Consider the following 17,039-nt stretch of genomic DNA (forward strand, 5'->3'; position numbering starts at 1 on the left):
AAGGCGCGGCAACGACTATTTCGTCCGAAGGTTCAAACGTCGTGCTTGCGTGTGGAGGGATGAAATGACGATCGAACGCCCGGAAGCCGAAGCGACGATCGAGCGCCAGGAGCCCCAGGGGGAGGACGAGTTCCGTCGGCCCCCGCTGGACGGCCCCCCGCCGGCATCGAATGTCTGGGTCTACAACGGCAAAGCCTACGACCTCAGCGACTGGATTTCCAAGCATCCGGGCGGCGAGTTCTTCATCGGCCGGACCAAGAACCGCGACATCACCTCGATCGTCGGTTCGTATCACAAGAACCCGGAGGCCATCGGCCGCATCCTGAAGAAGTACGCGCTGGATCGCGACGCCCTGCCCGAGGACATCCACCCCAAGGCCAACGCGCCGGCGTTCCTCTTCAACGAGGGATTCGACAGCTGGCGCGACACCCCGAAGTTCACCTTCGACAACACCGATGACCTCCTACACAAGGTCAAGGCGCGGCTCAAGGAACCCGCGCTGGCCGCCCGAATCCGGCGCATGGACACCTACTTCAACATCGTGGTGGCCACGCTTGCGGTGCTGTACTTCGCGGTGCAGGGCGTGCGGCTGTTCGAGCGCAGCTGGATGCCGTTGCCGGTGTTCGTGATCGCCATGGTGCTGCTGCGCAGCTCACTGGCCGGCTTCGGGCACTACGCCATCCACCGCGCCCAGAAGGGCATGAACAAGATCTATACGAATGCCTTCGACTTCAATTACGTCGCACTGGCTTTCGTGACCGCGGACGGCCACGCGCTGCTGCACCACCCGCACACCCAGAGTGAAGTCGACATCAAGAAGAACGTCTTCACCATGATGATGCGGATCCCGCGGCTGTACCGGGTGCCGATCCACACCCTGCACAAGTTCGGTCACACCGTCACCGGCATGACCTTCCGCCTGGTCGATGTCTGCCGCCTCACCCGCAAGGTGGGCATCAAGGACATGTACGGCACCTGGGGCGGTGCGCTGCCGCACTTCATCGGCTCCTTCGGCGTGCGCTTGCTGCTGCTGGGCGAGCTGATCGTCTTCACCGTGATGGGCGACTTCTGGGCCTGGGCACTGCAATTCGTGATCACACTGTGGATCTCCACCTTCCTGGTGGTGGCCAGCCACGACTTCGAGCTAGAGACCGAGGAGATCGAATCCAACTCCGAGGATTGGGGCGTCAATCAAATCGAGCAGGCCTACGACCTGAAAGTGATCGGCAACCGCTACATCGACTGCTTCCTGTCCGCCGGCCTGAGCTCGCACCGGGTACATCACGTATTGCCCTACCAGCGCAGTGGTTTCGCGAACATCGCGACCGAGGACGTGCTGCGCGAGGAGTCCGCGAACTTCGGGGTGGAGTGGCTGCCGGCCAAGAGTTTCTTCACCGACCGCTTCCCCAAGCAGATCCGCACCTACATTCTCGCGCCGTCCGACGACGCGGTGGAGCGCAAGTGGGGGTTCGTCAAGGAGCACTTCTCACCACTTGCCCTGAAGACCTGCGCCGTCTACACGGTTCAGGGCTTCACCGGAATCGGAACCGTCTGAACCGATTCCACTTACCGCGGTGCGTTCACGCATGCGCCGACCGCACCGCGGGTCGTCATATCGAAACGAGGGGAGTAATTTCATGTCTATCACCATCGATGAGGGGAGCGCCCGCCGCTCGGCGGCGACCCGGCTCGCGGGGGGCAAGCCCGGCCGCAACTTCGCAACGACCCCGTTGCCGCCCACCCCGCCGACCACCGTCGGCGTGATCGAATCCATCGCTACCGGTTCGCCGGGCCAGATCTTCTCGCAGGCCGACGCCGCCGCCCAGGTGGCCGGACTGTTCGCCGATCCGGTGCAGCAGGCGCGGATTCCGCGGATCTACCAGAAGACCCGCATCACCACCCGCCACCTGGCGGTCAACCCGGTCGAACCCGAATTCCTCTCCTACAGCAAGGAATCCGGCACCATCCGGGACCGCATGAACACCTTCTACGAACACGCGGTGCCGCTGGCCGTGGATGTGGCCGGACGCGCCACCGCCCACCTGGAGGACCCTGCCTCGGAGATCGGCATGCTGGTCTTCGCCACCAGCACCGGGTTCATCGCGCCGGGCGTGGACGTGGCCGTGGTCAAGCAGCTGGGCCTATCCCCCGCCGTCAACCGCGTCATCGTGAACTTCATGGGCTGCGCCGCGGCCATGAACTCGGTGCGCGCCGCGGTGGATTTCGTCCGGGCGCACCCGGACAAGAAGGCGCTGGTCGTCTGCATCGAAATCAGCTCGGTGAACGCCGTGTTCGACGACAACATCAATGACGTCATCATCCACAGCCTCTTCGGTGACGGCTGCGGCGCGGTGGTCATCGGGGCCAGCCAGCCGCGGCAGCATCTGCCGGCCGGCACCGTGGTCATCCGCGACAGCTTCAGCTACCTGTTCGACGACGCGGAGGACGGAATCGTCCTTGGCGTCAACGACAATGGCATCACCTGCGAGCTGTCGGAGAATCTGCCGCAGTACATTCTGCGCGGGGTAGACCCGGTCGTGACCACCGTGCTGGCGCGCAATGGCATGACCAAGTCCGACATCGATCTGTGGGCGATCCACCCGGGTGGCCCGAAGATCATCGAGGAGTCGGTCCGCTCGCTGGGCATCGGCTCCGAGCAGGCCGCGACCAGCTGGGACGTGCTCGCCGAATACGGCAACATGCTCAGCGTCTCACTGATCTTCGTGCTCGAGCAGATGATCGCGCAGCACGCGACCAAGCCGATCTCGACCGGAGTGGCATTCTCCTTCGCACCGGGCGTCACCCTCGAAGGCGTCATCTTCGACATCATCCGCCCCTGACAAGCCCATCTGTCAGAAAACAGGCGTCAGTTCCGTCCAGAGAGACCAGCAGTCATGCAACTCATCAGATTCCTCATCTCCATCTCGTGGATGCGGATCGCCGGCGTCATCGCCTCCGGTCTCATCTGCGGTGCGGCCAATACCTACCTGGTGACATTGATTCGGGGAGTGGTGTCACCAGAACCGCATCCGGGCGTCACGGTACAAGCGTTCGTCGCGACCGCGCTGGTCATCCTGATCAGCGGCGTGATCTCGCAGGTGCTGCTGATCCGCCTGGCACAGGACGCCATCTACCGGTTGCGAGCCGATCTGAGCTCGCGCATCGTGTCCGCTCCGCTCGAGCACCTCGAGCGGCTCGGACAGCACCGCCTGATCGCGACGCTGACCGAGGACGTGCGGTCGCTGTCGCAGGCGGTGACGGCCATCCCGAGCATCTGCATCGATCTGGCCACCATCATCGGGTGCTTCGTGTTCCTGGCGATAGTGTCCGGCTGGATCTTCGCCACCACGGTGGCGGGCACGCTACTCGGAATCGCCTGTGTCGAACTGGTTCTCAAGCGGGTGCGCGCCCTGTACAAGTCCGCGCGCGAGAACGAGGACGGGCTGCTGCGCTCCTTCCAGGCGGTGTCGCTGGGCATCAAGGAGCTCAAGCTGCACCGCGGCCGGCGCCGCGACTTCATGGACAAGCATCTGCTGGGCTCCGCCGAGACGCTGCGCACGCAGAATATCGAGGCCGGCTCGAAATTCACCGTCGCCCAGGGCTTCGGGCAGCTGCTGCAGCTGGCCACCATGGCGCTCATCCTCTTCGGGCTCGCCCGGGCCCTCGACCTGCCGCAGAACGTGATGTTCGGATACGTCCTCGTCACAACCTTTTTGGCAATGCCCATGCAGAACTTCATGCACCGGATCCCGGACCTGCTGCGCGGTGACGTCGCGCTCTCCAAGATCCGTTCCCTCAACCTGTCCATTCAGACGGCACACGACGAATCGACCCTGCCCTACACCGAGCGGCCGGTCGTCGAGGCGGCCCGGCTGGAGCTGAACGACGTCAGCTACAGCTACCTGACCGAGGCGCCGCCCGCCTTCCCGCCCGTGCCGGGTGGCCCGCCGCCCGGAACCGGATCCCACCCGGGTGGAGGTGCGCGGCCGCACCCGGGTGGGGGCAATCGCCCCGGCGCGCCGGGTGCGCCGATGGGCGGACGGCCCGGACCGCATCCGGGTGGACGGCCCGGCGGTCCGCCGCCCGGTCACGCCGCGGCGTCGCCCGATCGCCCGGATGTCAACGGGCACCGGTTCATCGAGCACGGCGGCCACAACGGACGACCCGTCCCGATGGGCGCGCCCGTGTCCCCGCCCGAGGCCGACGGCTCCGGCTTCCACCTCGGACCGCTGGACCTGACCTTCGAGCCCGGCCGGATCACCTTCATCGTGGGCGGCAACGGCAGCGGCAAATCGACCCTGGCCAAACTGATCACGGGCCTCTACGTCCCGCAGCACGGCCACCTGTCGCTCAACGGCGAGACCGTCGACCACGAGAATATCGAGTGGTTCCGGCAGAACTCGTCGGCGGTCTTCACCGACTTCCACCTGTTCGAGGATTACCTGGGCTTCGAGCCGGGCATCGACGACGAGGTCCGGAAGTACCTGAAGGAACTGCAGATCGACCACAAGGTCACCGTGGAGAACGGGCGGCTGTCCACCATCGCGCTGTCCCAGGGGCAGCGCAAGCGGCTGGCGCTGCTGACCGCGCTGCTCGAGGATCGCCCGATCTACATGTTCGACGAGTGGGCAGCGGATCAGGAACCCAAGTTCCGTGACGTCTTCTACCGCGAGATCCTGGTCAATCTCAAGAACCGCGGCAAGACCGTCATCGTGATCACCCACGACGACCGCTACTTCGACTGCGCCGACCAGATCGTGAAACTCGACTTCGGCCGCATCGCCGAGGTCAAGGAACTCAGCCCGCCGCTGGCGGCTGCCGAGTAGGCACGAAACACGAAGGCCCCGCATCGATTTCGGTGCGGGGCCGCGTCATGTCGGGGGCAGTGCTCAGTCAACGTCCAGCAGGGTACGCGCGTGGAATAGGCGCGGCGATGGTCGTGGCCCGGCGAGCGCTTCAGGATCGGCCTCGGCCGACTCCGCACGACAACGGCCTCGAGAATTCGACGATGGCACTGTGCCTCGACGGGTTCGAGGTGGCTGCCGCTCGGCTGTTCGCCGATCAGACATCGTCGAGCTCCAGTTTTCACACCTTGGCCCCGCTACAGCGGTGAATCACACCATCAGCGGAGGGCGGCTGCCTTTCGGCGGGCGGCGGCTGCCTTTTTCGCGGCGGCGGCCTGGGAGTCGGTCTTCGGGGCGGCCTTCTTGGCGGGAGTCTTCTTCGCAGCCCTCTTCGCCGGCTCGGGCTCGGCGAGGGAGGCGGGCTGGGCGGCGAGGACGTTCTTCAAGAACTGGCCGGTGTAGCTTTCCGGAACGGCCGCGATGTCTTCCGGGGCGCCCTGAGCGATGACGGTGCCGCCGCCGGCGCCGCCTTCGGGGCCCATGTCGATGACCCAGTCGGAGGTCTTGATGACGTCCAGGTTGTGCTCGATGACGATGACCGTATTGCCCTTGTCCACCAGGCCATTGATCACCGTGAGCAGCTTGCGGATGTCCTCGAAGTGCAGACCCGTTGTCGGCTCGTCGAGGATGTAGATGGTGCGGCCGGTCGAGCGCTTCTGGAGCTCGGCGGCCAGCTTCACACGTTGGGCCTCACCACCGGAGAGCGTCGGCGCGGACTGGCCCAGGCGCACATAGCCCAGGCCGACATCCACCAGGGTCTTGAGGTAGCGATGGATGGAGGTCACCGGCTCGAAGAATTCCGCGGCCTCCTCGATCGGCATATCGAGGACCTCGGCAATGGTCTTGCCCTTGTAGTGGACTTCCAGGGTCTCGCGGTTGTAGCGCGCGCCGTGGCAGACCTCGCACGGGACGTACACATCCGGGAGGAAGTTCATCTCGATCTTCAAGGTGCCGTCACCCGAGCACGCCTCGCAGCGGCCGCCCTTCACATTGAAGGAGAACCGGCCCGGCTGATAGCCGCGCACCTTGGCCTCGGTGGTGGCCGCGAACAGGGTGCGGATCTTGTCGAAAACGCCGGTGTACGTGGCCGGATTCGAGCGAGGAGTGCGGCCGATCGGCGACTGGTCGACCTGCACCAGCTTGTCCAGATGATCGAGGCCGTTGACCCGGGTGTGGCGGCCCGGCACCTGGCGCGCGCCGTTCAACTTGTTCTGGAGAACGGTCGCCAGAATGTCGTTGACCAACGTCGATTTACCGGAACCGGAGACGCCGGTGATCGAGGTGAGCACGCCCAGCGGGAAACTCACGTCGATGTTCTTCAGGTTGTGCTCGACCGCGCCGACCACGGTGAGCTGCTTCTTCTTGTCGATCGGCCGCCGCACCAGCGGCACCTCGATCTGCTCGCGGCCGGAAAGGTAAGCGCCCGTGAGCGATCCCCTATCCTTCAACAACCCCTCGTACGGACCCGAGTACACCACCTGGCCGCCGTGCTCACCGGCCAGCGGGCCGATGTCGACCACCCAGTCCGAGGCGTGAATGGTGTCCTCGTCGTGCTCTACCACGATGAGGGTGTTGCCGAGATTCTTCAGGCGCGTCAGGGTTTCGATGAGGCGGCGATTGTCGCGCTGGTGCAGGCCGATGGACGGTTCGTCCAGCACGTACAACACCCCCACCAGGCCGGAACCGATCTGGGTGGCGAGTCGGATGCGCTGCGCCTCACCACCGGACAGCGTGGCCGCGGCGCGTGAGAGCGTCAGGTATTGCAGACCGACATCCAGCAGGAAGCCCAGGCGCGCCTGGATCTCCTTGATCACCTGCGCGGCGATCGCGGCCTGGCGATCATCGAGGGTCAGCGTGTTCAGGAAGTTGGCGGCATCACCGATCGACAGATCCGACAGATCCGCGATCGACTTGCGCTCCTGGCCCGCCGACAGCGTGACCGCCAGGATCTCCGGCCGCAGCCTGGCGCCATTGCAGACGGGGCACGGAATGTCCCGCATGTACCCGTCGTAGTGCTCTTTCATCGCCTCCGACTCGGTGGCGTCCATACGCCGCTGCAAGAACGGCATCACGCCTTCGAAATCGGCGTAGTACGAGCGCTTACGGCCGTAGCGGTTGGTGTAGGACACGTGCACCTGCTCGGAGCTGCCCTCCAGCACGGCCTTGCGGGCCTTGAGCGGCAACTGACTCCACGGTGTGTCCATGGAGAAGCCGATGGCCTCGGCCAGACCCGACAGCAGCCGGGTGAAGTATTCGGCGGTCTGCCCGCGCGACCATGGCGCGATAGCACCGTCCGCGAGGCTCAGATCCGGATCCGGCACCACCAGATCCGGATCGACCTCCTTGCGGATGCCCAGACCGGTGCAGTCCGGGCAGGCGCCGTAGGGCGAGTTGAAGGAGAACGACCGCGGCTCCAGATCCTCGATATCGAGCGGGTGCCCGTTCGGGCAGGCCAGCCGCTCCGAGAAGCGGCGCTCCCGATCGTGGGCGTGCTCGTCGCGGTCCACGAAGTCCAGCACCACGATGCCGTCGGCCAGCCGCAGGGCGGTCTCGATCGAATCCGTCAGGCGCTGTTTGGAACTCGGCTTCACCGCGAGGCGGTCCACGACCACCTCGACATCATGCTTCTCCTGCTTCTTCAGCTTGGGCGGGTCGGTTAGCGAATGCACCACGCCGTCGACCCGGACACGCGAATAGCCCTGGGAGTTCAGTGACTCGAACAGGTCCACGAATTCGCCCTTGCGGGTTCGCACCACGGGGGCGAGCACCTGGAACTTGGTGCCCTCCTCCATGGCCAGCACCTGATCCACGATCTGCTGCGGGGTCTGCTTGGCGATCAGGTGACCGCAGATCGGGCAGTGCGGAGTGCCCGCGCGCGCGAACAGCAGTCGCAGGTAGTCGTAGACCTCGGTGATGGTGCCGACCGTGGACCGCGGATTGCGGTTCGTCGACTTCTGGTCGATGGACACCGCCGGGGACAGGCCCTCGATGAAGTCCACATCCGGCTTGTCCATCTGGCCCAGGAACTGCCGCGCGTATGCCGACAGCGATTCCACGTACCGCCGCTGCCCCTCGGCGAAGATGGTGTCGAAGGCCAAAGAGGACTTGCCGGAGCCGGACAGACCAGTGAAAACGATGAGACTGTCGCGGGGTAGGTCCAGATCGACCCCTTTGAGGTTGTGCTCCCGCGCTCCGCGCACCGTCAGGCGATCCGCCACTGGCCATCCTTCCAACGTTTCAGCATCCAGACTTACCCCCGACGCCATGCTAGGGGCATCCACCGACAAGTTTGCTCGCGCCCGCTGAAACGCTGGTCACACTGTGTTTATTGCACGGTCGCGCCGCTCCGCGCCCGCGGCGGGCAACAGAGTCGGCCGACATCGGCAACCCCGTGCCGACGATCGGGTGCGCACCGATTCCGGACGCCCCCGGCGGGCTATCCTCGGCTCACGAAACCAGTCGCCGCCTCGGGCAAGGTCGCGGGCAGCGCCCGCCGCCCGCAGCTCGCGATCGCCCGCGGCTGGCGCCCCCGGTCCCGATCGCGCGAGCGGTCCTCGGCGCCGGCCGCGGTGACCAGGGCGAGATCGCCGTCGAAGCGGCGGTACAGCAAACGGCCGCGGCGGGTGTCGGCGTCGGTGAAGAACAGGTAAGGAAGCCCGCCCAGGCACAGCCGGTCCACCGCCTCATCCTCGACCAGGACGGGCGCGCTGTCGCGTAGCCGGCCCAGGGTCCGCACCCCGAGCGGTCCGGTCCAGCAGACCACCGCCTCGGATCCGGTCGTGGCGTCGATGAACAGGTGCGCGTCGTAGTCCATGGCATCCAGCACCCGCGCCGCCGCGGCGGGCGTGGTCACCTGGAGGCGGCAGTCCTTGCGCCGCACGATCGGTCGTAGCTCGGTCACCGCGGACAGCGAGGGCCGCGCGGGATCCGGCCAGGGCCGGGACAATTCATCCGGCGGACAGCCCAGCCGCAGATCCAGGCGCTCCAGGGCGAAGGTGGACGCGAACCGCCCCGGCGCGGCGACCTGCACCCGGAATGCCTTCCCCGGTGCCCGGACACCGGCCTGGACCAGGGTGGCCTCGTCCTCGGCGCCGGGCCAGCGCAGGCGTACCCGCACCGGCCCCTCGACCCCGTGACGGCGCAGGATCCTGCTCAGTCCGCGCACGACCCTTGTCACCTCACCCGACGGAACGGGCCCGTGCGTGGTCACCACGAAATCCGGATCGATTCCACTCGACCACCCATCGAACGTGCCCATCGCCGACCCCCGCTTTCCCTGTTCCGACCCGGCAACCCGAGGTCCATGGCAACACAGCGCAGCCACCCTCGACAGTGCCGAAGGTCCCAAACCAGACGACTTTCGGGGAATATTCTCCGACAAAAGATCGGCGCCGGTCCGAGCATCGGAAATTAGGGACCTTCGGCAATATCTGCTCGCCGCCCCGCGAGATACGTTGGCCAGACCCATTCGCGTGCCCGCGACCCTGAGCTTGGAGGCAGTCGTGATCAAAGTCTTCCTGGTCGACGATCACGAGATCGTCCGCCGAGGTCTGACCGACCTGTTGGAGGAGGATCCCGAACTGACCGTGGTCGGCGAGGCCGGTGACGTCGCCCAAGCCCTGGCCCGGATCCCGGCGCTGCATCCGGATGTGGCGGTCCTGGACGTGCGGCTGCCCGACGGCAACGGCATCGAGCTGTGCCGGGACCTGCTGGCCGACATCGACGACCTGCGCTGCCTGATCCTCACCTCCTACACCGACGAGCAAGCCATGATGGACGCCATCCTGGCAGGCGCCAGCGGCTACGTGGTCAAGGACATCAAGGGCATGGAGCTGGCCAAGGCCATCAAGGAGGTGGGCGCCGGCCGTTCGCTGCTGGACAATCGCGCGGCCGCCGCCCTCATGGCGCGGCTGCGGCGCAGCACCGAATTCGACGGTCCGCTGTCTGGTTTGACCGATCAGGAACGCAAGCTGCTGGACCTGCTCGGAGACGGTCTGACCAACCGGCAGATCGCGGAACGAATGTTCCTGGCTGAGAAGACCGTCAAGAACTATGTGTCCCGGCTGCTGGCCAAACTGGGCATGGAACGCCGCACCCAGGCGGCCGTGCTGGCCTCGAAATTGCGTACGGGACAGTCACGTTCGGCATGACGACCCTGCGGCAACCTCGGTCCGAATAGAATTCCGCTTGCCGTGTCGTATCCTCCGGACCGCAGGACAACCATGCACGACACACCCAGCGCCGGTCCCCGCTCAGTGCGTGAAACGCTGTCGCAGCTGCGATTACGCGAATTGCTCACCGAGGTCAAGGACCGGGTCGAACAGATCATCGATGCCCGTGACCGCATCGACGGGCTGGTCGAGGCCATGCTGGCGGTCACGTCCGGGCTCGACCTGGACCAGACCCTGAGCACGATCGTGCGCGCCGCCACCATCCTGGTCGACGCCCGCTTCGGGGCGCTCGCGGTGCGCGGGCACGAACAGCAGCCCAGTCAGTTCATCTTCCACGGCATCGACGAGCCGACGCGGGTCTTGATCGGCGCGCTGCCCGAGGGCCATGGCGTCCTCGGCCTGATGCTCGACAAGCCCGAACCACTGCGCGTGGACGACCTCGCCCGCCACCCCGACGCGACCGGATTCCCCGAGCACCATCCCGTCATGCGCACCTTCCTCGGCGTGCCGGTGCGGATCCGCGGCGAGGTCTTCGGAAACCTGTATCTCACCGAGAAATCCGGCGCGCACCCCTTCACCGAGGACGACGAGGTGCTGCTGCAGGCGCTCGCCGCCGCGGCCGGTATCGCCGTCGACAATGCCCGGCTCTACGAGCAGGCCCGCACCCGGCAAGCATGGATCGAGGCCACCCGCGATATCGCCACCGAATTCCTGGCCGACACCGAACCCGGCAAGGTACTGGCCCACGTGGTCGAGCACGCGCGCGAGCTCACCGGGTCGCAGCGGGCGCTGCTGGCTGTGGTCCCCGATCTCGACGTGGCCGCCGAGGAGATCGCCGAACTCGTTGTGGCGCAGTGGTCCGGCCCCGGTGATCCGGCGTCCGGGCACGCGGTGCGCACCGCGGACACCGCCGTCGGCCAGGCGCTCACCACCCGCACCCCGCTGCGCTTCGACGACGCCCGCCACATCGACCTGGGCACGCCGATCACCGATATCGGCCCGGCCCTGGTGCTGCCACTGCACACCCCCGATTCCACCCTGGGCGTGCTGATCACGCTGCGCGCCGCCGAATCCGCGCCCTACACCGACGAATTGATGGAGCTGATCGCCGCCTTCACCGATCAGGCCGCGCTGGCCATGCAGCTGGCGGTGGCGCAGCGACGCATGCGCGAACTCGACATCCTCACCGACCGCGACCGCATTGCCCGCGACCTGCACGATCACGTCATCCAGCGGCTGTTCGCCGTCGGGCTCTCACTCCAGGGCACCGTGCCGCGCGCCCGCGTGCCCGAGGTGCAGAAGCGTATCGCCGAAGCCATCAACGATCTGCAGGACGTGGTGGAGGAGATCCGCACTTCCATCTTCGATCTGCACGGCGGCGACGGGCGCGGCACTCGGCTGCGCCGGCGCGTCGAACGGGCGGTCGAACAGCAGACCACCGCCACCGACATCCGAGCGCTCACGCACATCACCGGATCACTGTCGGTGGTCGAACCCGCACTCGCCGATCACGCGGAAGCTGTGGTGCGCGAAGCGGTCTCCAATGCCGTCCGGCATTCCGGGGCGGACACCGTCACCATCGACATCAGCGTGGCCGACGATCTCACCATCGTGGTCTCCGACAACGGCCGCGGCATTCCCGACGACATCACCCCCAGCGGGCTGACGAATCTGGCGCGGCGCGCCGAGCAGTCGGGCGGCAGCCTGGCGGTGTATCCACGCCGCGATCCCAGCGGCGACGGCTCCGGCACGAAGCTGCACTGGTCGGTTCCGCTGCACTAGCCGACCGGGCCGAGTACCACCGCGGAGTTGTTGCCTCCCATGCCGAGCGCGGTCTTGACCGTGATTCCGTCGACCCCCGACCGTACGCCGTCGACCAGGCGCACCTGGGCGGGTGCGACGATCGGCGCGGATACCAGGAGTCCCCGCTCATAACCCAGGGCCGCGGCGGCCACTTCGACACCGGCCGAGGCGGCCTGGCAGTGCCCGGCCAGCGGTTTGAGCGCCACCACCTCCGGGCGATCGTCGAAAATCGCCGCCAGCAGGGCGGTTTCGGCCATATCGCACTGGGCAGTGCCGGAACCGTGGCTGTTGAGGTAGGCCACCTCGTCGGGACGGACGTCGGCGTTGGCGAGGGCGCGGCGCACGCACTCGAAGATCTGCTCATAGGACGGCTCCACCGAGATCACGTGGTGGCCATCGTTGGACATGGCCCCGCCGAGCATCGCCGCGTACGGGTCCGCGGCCTCCCGGGTCACCAGGAACGAGACCGACGCCTCACCGAAACCGAAGCCACGGCTGCCTTCTTGGAACGGACGGCAGGCGTCGAGCGGATCGGCATCGTCGACCGCCGCGCCCAGCGACACGAACGGCTGCACCATCTCCGGAATCGCGGACAGGTCGGTCGTCAGCACCAGCACGTCGTCGGCGATGCCCTGGGCCAGCCACAACTGCGCGATGATCAAAGCCACATTCGAGGAGGAACAGGCGGCGGTCACATTCATGGCCGGGCCGTGGAAACCGAACTCGCTCATCAGCATCGATATCGGGGTCGAGGGCAGCAGCCGTAGATAGTCGCGGTTGGCCCGCTGTCCCGCGTCGACGGTGTAGAAATCCCGCCACTCGTGGGCGTTTCCGAGCACGATCGCATGCAGCAAACCGACCGTCCGGCCGGGCCGCCAGCCGCGATCGCGCGCATCGGCCACGGCCTCCCGCGCCGAGCCCAGGACCGCGCGGAGGTAGCGGCTGAGCGGTAGATCCGGATCGCCACCTTCCGGCACGCGGGCAACCCACCCCTGCCGATCGCGCCCGAGACCGTACCCTGGAAAGAGCCGGGCTGCTGGTTTGCCGCTCAGCAAACCTTCCCAGAGGGTTTCTCGGCCCCAGCCATACCCGGACACGGCACCGATGCCGGCGATCGTCATATGATCTTGATGCCGACCTGCTGTCATCGGGACGGGGATAACGCCAGGCATTTGCATCGCTCCTTTCGGGCCATTACCCGTAATGATCACCAATCGCGGGCCGATGCTGTGCGGAACTGTGATTCATTCAATACGGTCGGCAAGGTGCACCAGCAACTTTTCAGATAACAGAATGGGCGCCGCGCTCCGGGGCGTGTCGGAACGACGATCAGGGGGTGCATGTGATGATGGGTAACGATCGGGCAAATGCCCCGGCCAATGTCGAACAGCTGGCCCAGCGGTACCGGTCCCTGGTGGACTACAGCCCCGACGGGGTGGTGGTCCATGAGCGCGGCACCGTCGTCTACGCCAACCCGGCGATGCTGCGTCTCCTGGCGGCCGGGAATCCGGACGAGGTGATCGGACAACCGGTCACGAATTTCGTCGAGCCCCACTCCGTCGAACCCATGCTCGACCGCATCCGCCGCCTCACCATCGCCGGCACCGCCTCCGACCCCAGCGAGATGACCCTGGTGCGCTGCGACGGCGGCAGCATCGAGGTGGAGACCGTGTCGGTGCTCACGGCCTGGCACGAACACCTCGCCTACCAGGTCGTCGTGCATGATCTCACCCAGCAGCGCCGCGCCGAGGCCGCCCAGCGGCGCGCCGAGCAGTTCTTCGCCAGCGTGGTCTCGCAGCTGGAGGAGGGCGTGGTGGTGATCGATCGGGAAGGGCGCATCGAATCCGCCAATCCGGCCGCGCGGCGCATCTTCGGGTACGAGGCCGACGACCTCGTCGGCACCCACATCTACGACCTTCCGCTATGCCTGCTCGACGCCAATGCCCAGCCCATGCCCACGTCCTGGTATCCGGTGATCCGTACCCTCGCCACCGGGGAAACCGTGACCCGCTTCGTGTTCGGGCTGGACCGGCCCGACGGGCTTCGGCGCTGGCTGTCGGCCAACAGCCGCCTGCTCAATCCCAGCGATCCGGATTCACCGGCGGTGTCCTCGTTCAACGACATCACCGAATTCCGAGCCAGCCGAAGGCAATTGGAGTACCAGGCCACCCACGACCCGCTCACCGGGCTGGCCAATCGGGCGCTGGTGCTGTCCCGGCTGGCGGCGGCGCTGGGCACCACCGAGAACCTTCCGGTGTCCAGCGTGCTGTTCATCGACCTGGACGGGTTCAAGACCATCAACGACACCCTCGGGCACGCCATCGGCGACACCGTCCTGCAGATCGTGGCGCAGCGGCTGCAGCGCGGGCTGCGCTCCGACGACATCGTGGGCCGCATCGGCGGTGACGAATTCCTGGTGCTGCTGTCCGGTCGCACCCTCGGCGACGATCTCGACTCGCTGATCGCGCGGCTGCGGCAGGCCATGGCCGAGCCGATCATCGCGCGCGGCCACCGCATCCAGGTCGACGCCTCCATCGGCGTGACCCACCTGCACGCCGGCGACAATCGCACGCCCGAGGCCGTCCTGCACGATGCCGACCTCGCCATGTACCGCGCCAAACCCCCGAATCACCAGAGCGGAACCCTCAGCCGCCGCAGCGACAGCACCCACGCCTCCTGAGCTTCTCATCACGATTACCTGGGGATACGGCGCTGGATGGAAACGCGAACTAGACTCGACAACTCTGTTCTCGATGCTTCGCGCGCCGTACCCGACACGGCGGATGTGGTGAACAAGGAGTTCCGTTTTGCCCGACCTCACCGAGGAGCGTTCCGTGTCCGATTCCGCCAGCGCGGCTTCCCCGGACCTGGAACGCGAGCAGCAGTACCTCACGAAGCTCTACGAACAGCTCGACGGCATGCGCGCCTACGCCCAGCGGCGGCTGCGGACCGTGCTGCTGGAGACCGGCGGCACCCCGCAGGCGCGCAGTGAGCGGGAATCGTTCACCCAGCTCTACTCCGAGGACCTGGCCAAATACGACGCCGCCGAACACGGCCTGTGCTTCGGCCGCATCGACATCGCCGACAACGGTGACAGCGAACAGCGCTACATCGGCCGCATCGGCATCCTCGACGAGAGCGCCGATTACGAGACGCTGCTCCTGGATTGGCGCGCTCCCCTGGCCCGGCCCTTCTACCTCGCCACCACCGCCGCGCCCGACGGAGTGACCCGGCGGCGCCATATTCGCTCACGCAATCGCAAGGTCACCGCGGTCAATGACGAGTACCTGGACCTGGATGCCGCCCAGCACGCCGGGGTGATCGGCGGCGACGGCGGCGTCGGCAGTGAGAGCGCGCTGCTGGCCGCGCTCAATGCCGCCCGCACCGGGCATATGAACGACATCGTCGAAACCATCCAGAGCGAGCAGGACGCCATCATCCGCTCCGAACACAAGAGCGTGCTCGTGGTGCAGGGTGGGCCCGGCACCGGCAAGACCGCGGTGGCGTTGCACCGCGCGGCCTATCTGCTGTACACGTACCGGCAGCAGCTGGACAAGGCCGGCGTGCTCATCATCGGCCCGAACTCCACCTTCCTCGACTACATCGGCCAGGTGCTGCCCTCGCTGGGTGAGACCGGCGTGCTGCTGTCCACCATTGGCAACCTATACCCGGGAGTGCAAGCGACACTGGAGGATTCGCTGCGCGCCGGGGAGCTCAAGGGCTCACTGGACATGCTCGAGGTGCTCAAGAAGGCGGTGCGGGACTGGCAGGAGGTGCCCCGGGAGCCGATCCGGCTGTACTTCGACGGACATCAGCTGGAACTGGATCGCAAGATCGCCACGAAGGCCCGCGGCCGCGCCCGCTCCTCGCGTCGCGCGCACAACCTGGCTCGGCCGATTTTCGCCGCCGCCGTGGTGGACGCGCTCACCGACCAGTTGGCCGAAGCCATCGGCGCCAACCCGCTGGGCGGGCGAAACCTGCTGAGCCAGACCGATCTCACCGAGATCCGCGACGAGATGCGGGCGGATCCGGAGATCCAGCGTGCCATCGCCGGGCTGTGGCCCATCCTCACCCCACAGGAGGTGCTGGGCGGGCTGTGGGCAGACCCGAAGCGCCTGGCCGGTGCCGCCGGACAGCTGAGCGAGGCCGACCGGGCAGCGCTGCGCCGGCCCGACACCGGCGAATTCAGTGACGCCGACGCGCCGCTGCTGGACGAGCTGGCCGAATTGCTCGGCATCGACGACAGCGAGGAGCGCGAGCGCGCCCGCCGCCGCTGGCGCGCCCAGCTGGCCGAGGCCCAGGACGCCCTCGACATCCTCACCGGTTCCGCGCCGCAGGACCTCGAGGACGACCTCGATCCGGAACTGCTCATGGCCTACGACCTCATCGATGCCTCCCAGCTGGCCGAACGCCAGCAGGTACGCACCCGGCAGACCACCGCCGAACGCGCCGCCGGCGACCGCACCTGGACCTACGGCCACGTCATCGTGGATGAGGCGCAGGAGCTTTCGGCCATGGCGTGGCGAATGGTCATGCGCCGCATCCCGAATCGCTGGATCACCGCGGTCGGCGATGTCGCCCAGACCGGCGACCCGGCGGGCGCCTCCTCGTGGCAGCAGGTGCTGGAACCGTATGTGGCCAAACGCTGGAAGCTCACCGAATTGACCGTCAACTACCGCACGCCATCGGAGATCATGGCGGTGGCGAGCGACGTGCTGGCCGCCATCGACCCGGCGGCGCCCGCGCCGCGCTCGGTCCGCGACTCCGGCTTCGAACCGACCGCGACCCGGGTTGCGGCCACCGAACTGGCCGACGAGATCAAGCGGCTGATCACCGCGGAGGCCGAGCATCCCGGCACCACCGTGGTCATCGTGCCGCACGACCTCGCCCCGGAACTCGGCCACCTGACCGATGATTCGGTGCGCGTGCTCACCGTCCACGACGTCAAGGGCCTGGAGTTCGACGCGGTCGTCCTCGCCGAACCGCACCGGATCCTGGACGAGTCGCCGCGCGGGCTCAACGACCTGTACGTGGCGCTCACCCGCGCCACCCAGCGCCTGGTGGTCGTGCATTCCGAGGACCTTCCGGAGGTCCTGCAGCGGCTGCGCTGACCAGCCTGGCGAATGGCGAAGCGGCCGAGCCCGATCGGGCTCGGCCGCTT

Annotated in this window: 10 protein-coding genes; 7 read left to right on the forward strand and 3 right to left on the reverse strand. The window is 67.0% G+C overall.

The annotated features are described in order from the left end of the window. The first annotated feature begins 64 nt into the window (after positions 1-64). The 3 genes from GLP40_RS13850 to GLP40_RS13860 all read left to right on the forward strand — a co-directional run bounded on the left by GLP40_RS13850 (position 65) and on the right by GLP40_RS13860 (position 4,826). The gene (locus GLP40_RS13850) at positions 65-1,555 is read left to right on the forward strand and encodes a cytochrome b5 domain-containing protein (protein WP_154788326.1); all 1,491 of its coding nucleotides are present in this window, start codon (positions 65-67) and stop codon (positions 1,553-1,555) included. Positions 1,556-1,637: 82 nt separating this feature from the next. Continuing rightward, positions 1,638-2,840 carry a type III polyketide synthase gene (locus GLP40_RS13855; protein WP_154788327.1) on the forward strand — a complete coding sequence of 401 codons (1,203 nt, stop codon included), beginning with the start codon at positions 1,638-1,640 and terminating at the stop codon, positions 2,838-2,840. A 54-nt stretch (positions 2,841-2,894) separates the two neighbouring features. Beyond that, positions 2,895-4,826 carry an ATP-binding cassette domain-containing protein gene (locus GLP40_RS13860; protein WP_154788328.1) on the forward strand — a complete coding sequence of 644 codons (1,932 nt, stop codon included), beginning with the start codon at positions 2,895-2,897 and terminating at the stop codon, positions 4,824-4,826. 296 nt (positions 4,827-5,122) lie between these two features. Here GLP40_RS13860 and uvrA read toward each other — a convergent pair whose 3' ends face one another. Together uvrA and GLP40_RS13870 are read right to left on the reverse strand one after the other, a co-directional pair. Further along, positions 5,123-8,122 (reverse strand): excinuclease ABC subunit UvrA, encoded by a 3,000-nt coding sequence (gene uvrA / locus GLP40_RS13865; RefSeq protein ID WP_328290128.1) that lies wholly within the window; start codon positions 8,120-8,122, stop codon positions 5,123-5,125. 218 nt (positions 8,123-8,340) lie between these two features. Continuing rightward, entirely contained in the window at positions 8,341-9,162 is an 822-nt protein-coding gene (locus GLP40_RS13870) for a hypothetical protein (protein WP_196054658.1), read from the reverse strand. Between the two features lie 244 nt (positions 9,163-9,406). Here GLP40_RS13870 and GLP40_RS13875 point away from each other — a divergent pair, with 244 nt between their 5' ends. Together GLP40_RS13875 and GLP40_RS13880 are read left to right on the forward strand one after the other, a co-directional pair. After that, entirely contained in the window at positions 9,407-10,054 is a 648-nt protein-coding gene (locus GLP40_RS13875; protein WP_328290129.1) for a response regulator transcription factor, read from the forward strand. 72 nt (positions 10,055-10,126) lie between these two features. After that, positions 10,127-11,857 carry a GAF domain-containing sensor histidine kinase gene (locus GLP40_RS13880; protein WP_154788330.1) on the forward strand — a complete coding sequence of 577 codons (1,731 nt, stop codon included), beginning with the start codon at positions 10,127-10,129 and terminating at the stop codon, positions 11,855-11,857. Here the strand turns inward: GLP40_RS13880 and GLP40_RS13885 are convergent. Further along, the gene (locus GLP40_RS13885; protein ID WP_328290130.1) at positions 11,854-13,056 is read right to left on the reverse strand and encodes a beta-ketoacyl synthase N-terminal-like domain-containing protein; all 1,203 of its coding nucleotides are present in this window, start codon (positions 13,054-13,056) and stop codon (positions 11,854-11,856) included. The genes GLP40_RS13880 and GLP40_RS13885 overlap by 4 nt on opposite strands. Positions 13,057-13,223: 167 nt before the next feature. Here GLP40_RS13885 and GLP40_RS13890 point away from each other — a divergent pair, with 167 nt between their 5' ends. Both GLP40_RS13890 and GLP40_RS13895 read left to right on the forward strand, forming a co-directional pair. Next, the gene (locus GLP40_RS13890; RefSeq protein ID WP_328290131.1) at positions 13,224-14,558 is read left to right on the forward strand and encodes a diguanylate cyclase domain-containing protein; all 1,335 of its coding nucleotides are present in this window, start codon (positions 13,224-13,226) and stop codon (positions 14,556-14,558) included. Between the two features lie 154 nt (positions 14,559-14,712). Then, a complete protein-coding gene (locus GLP40_RS13895; RefSeq protein ID WP_328290132.1) occupies positions 14,713-16,989 on the forward strand; it encodes a HelD family protein in 2,277 nt (758 codons plus the stop codon). The last annotated feature ends 50 nt before the right edge of the window (positions 16,990-17,039 follow it).

Source organism: Nocardia aurantiaca (genome assembly GCF_009708175.1).
Lineage (GTDB): Bacteria > Actinomycetota > Actinomycetes > Mycobacteriales > Mycobacteriaceae > Nocardia > Nocardia aurantiaca.

Excerpts from the sequence above, each read along its gene's own strand:
- GLP40_RS13850 (WP_154788326.1), top strand. The coding sequence starts at position 65 with ATGACGATCGAACGCCCGGAAGCCGAAGCGACGATCGAGCGCCAGGAG.
- GLP40_RS13855 (WP_154788327.1), top strand. The coding sequence starts at position 1,638 with ATGTCTATCACCATCGATGAGGGGAGCGCCCGCCGCTCGGCGGCGACC.
- GLP40_RS13860 (WP_154788328.1), top strand. The coding sequence starts at position 2,895 with ATGCAACTCATCAGATTCCTCATCTCCATCTCGTGGATGCGGATCGCC.
- GLP40_RS13870 (WP_196054658.1), bottom strand. The coding sequence starts at position 9,162 with ATGGGCACGTTCGATGGGTGGTCGAGTGGAATCGATCCGGATTTCGTG.
- GLP40_RS13880 (WP_154788330.1), top strand. The coding sequence starts at position 10,127 with ATGCACGACACACCCAGCGCCGGTCCCCGCTCAGTGCGTGAAACGCTG.
- GLP40_RS13885 (WP_328290130.1), bottom strand. The coding sequence starts at position 13,056 with ATGCAAATGCCTGGCGTTATCCCCGTCCCGATGACAGCAGGTCGGCAT.
- GLP40_RS13890 (WP_328290131.1), top strand. The coding sequence starts at position 13,224 with ATGATGGGTAACGATCGGGCAAATGCCCCGGCCAATGTCGAACAGCTG.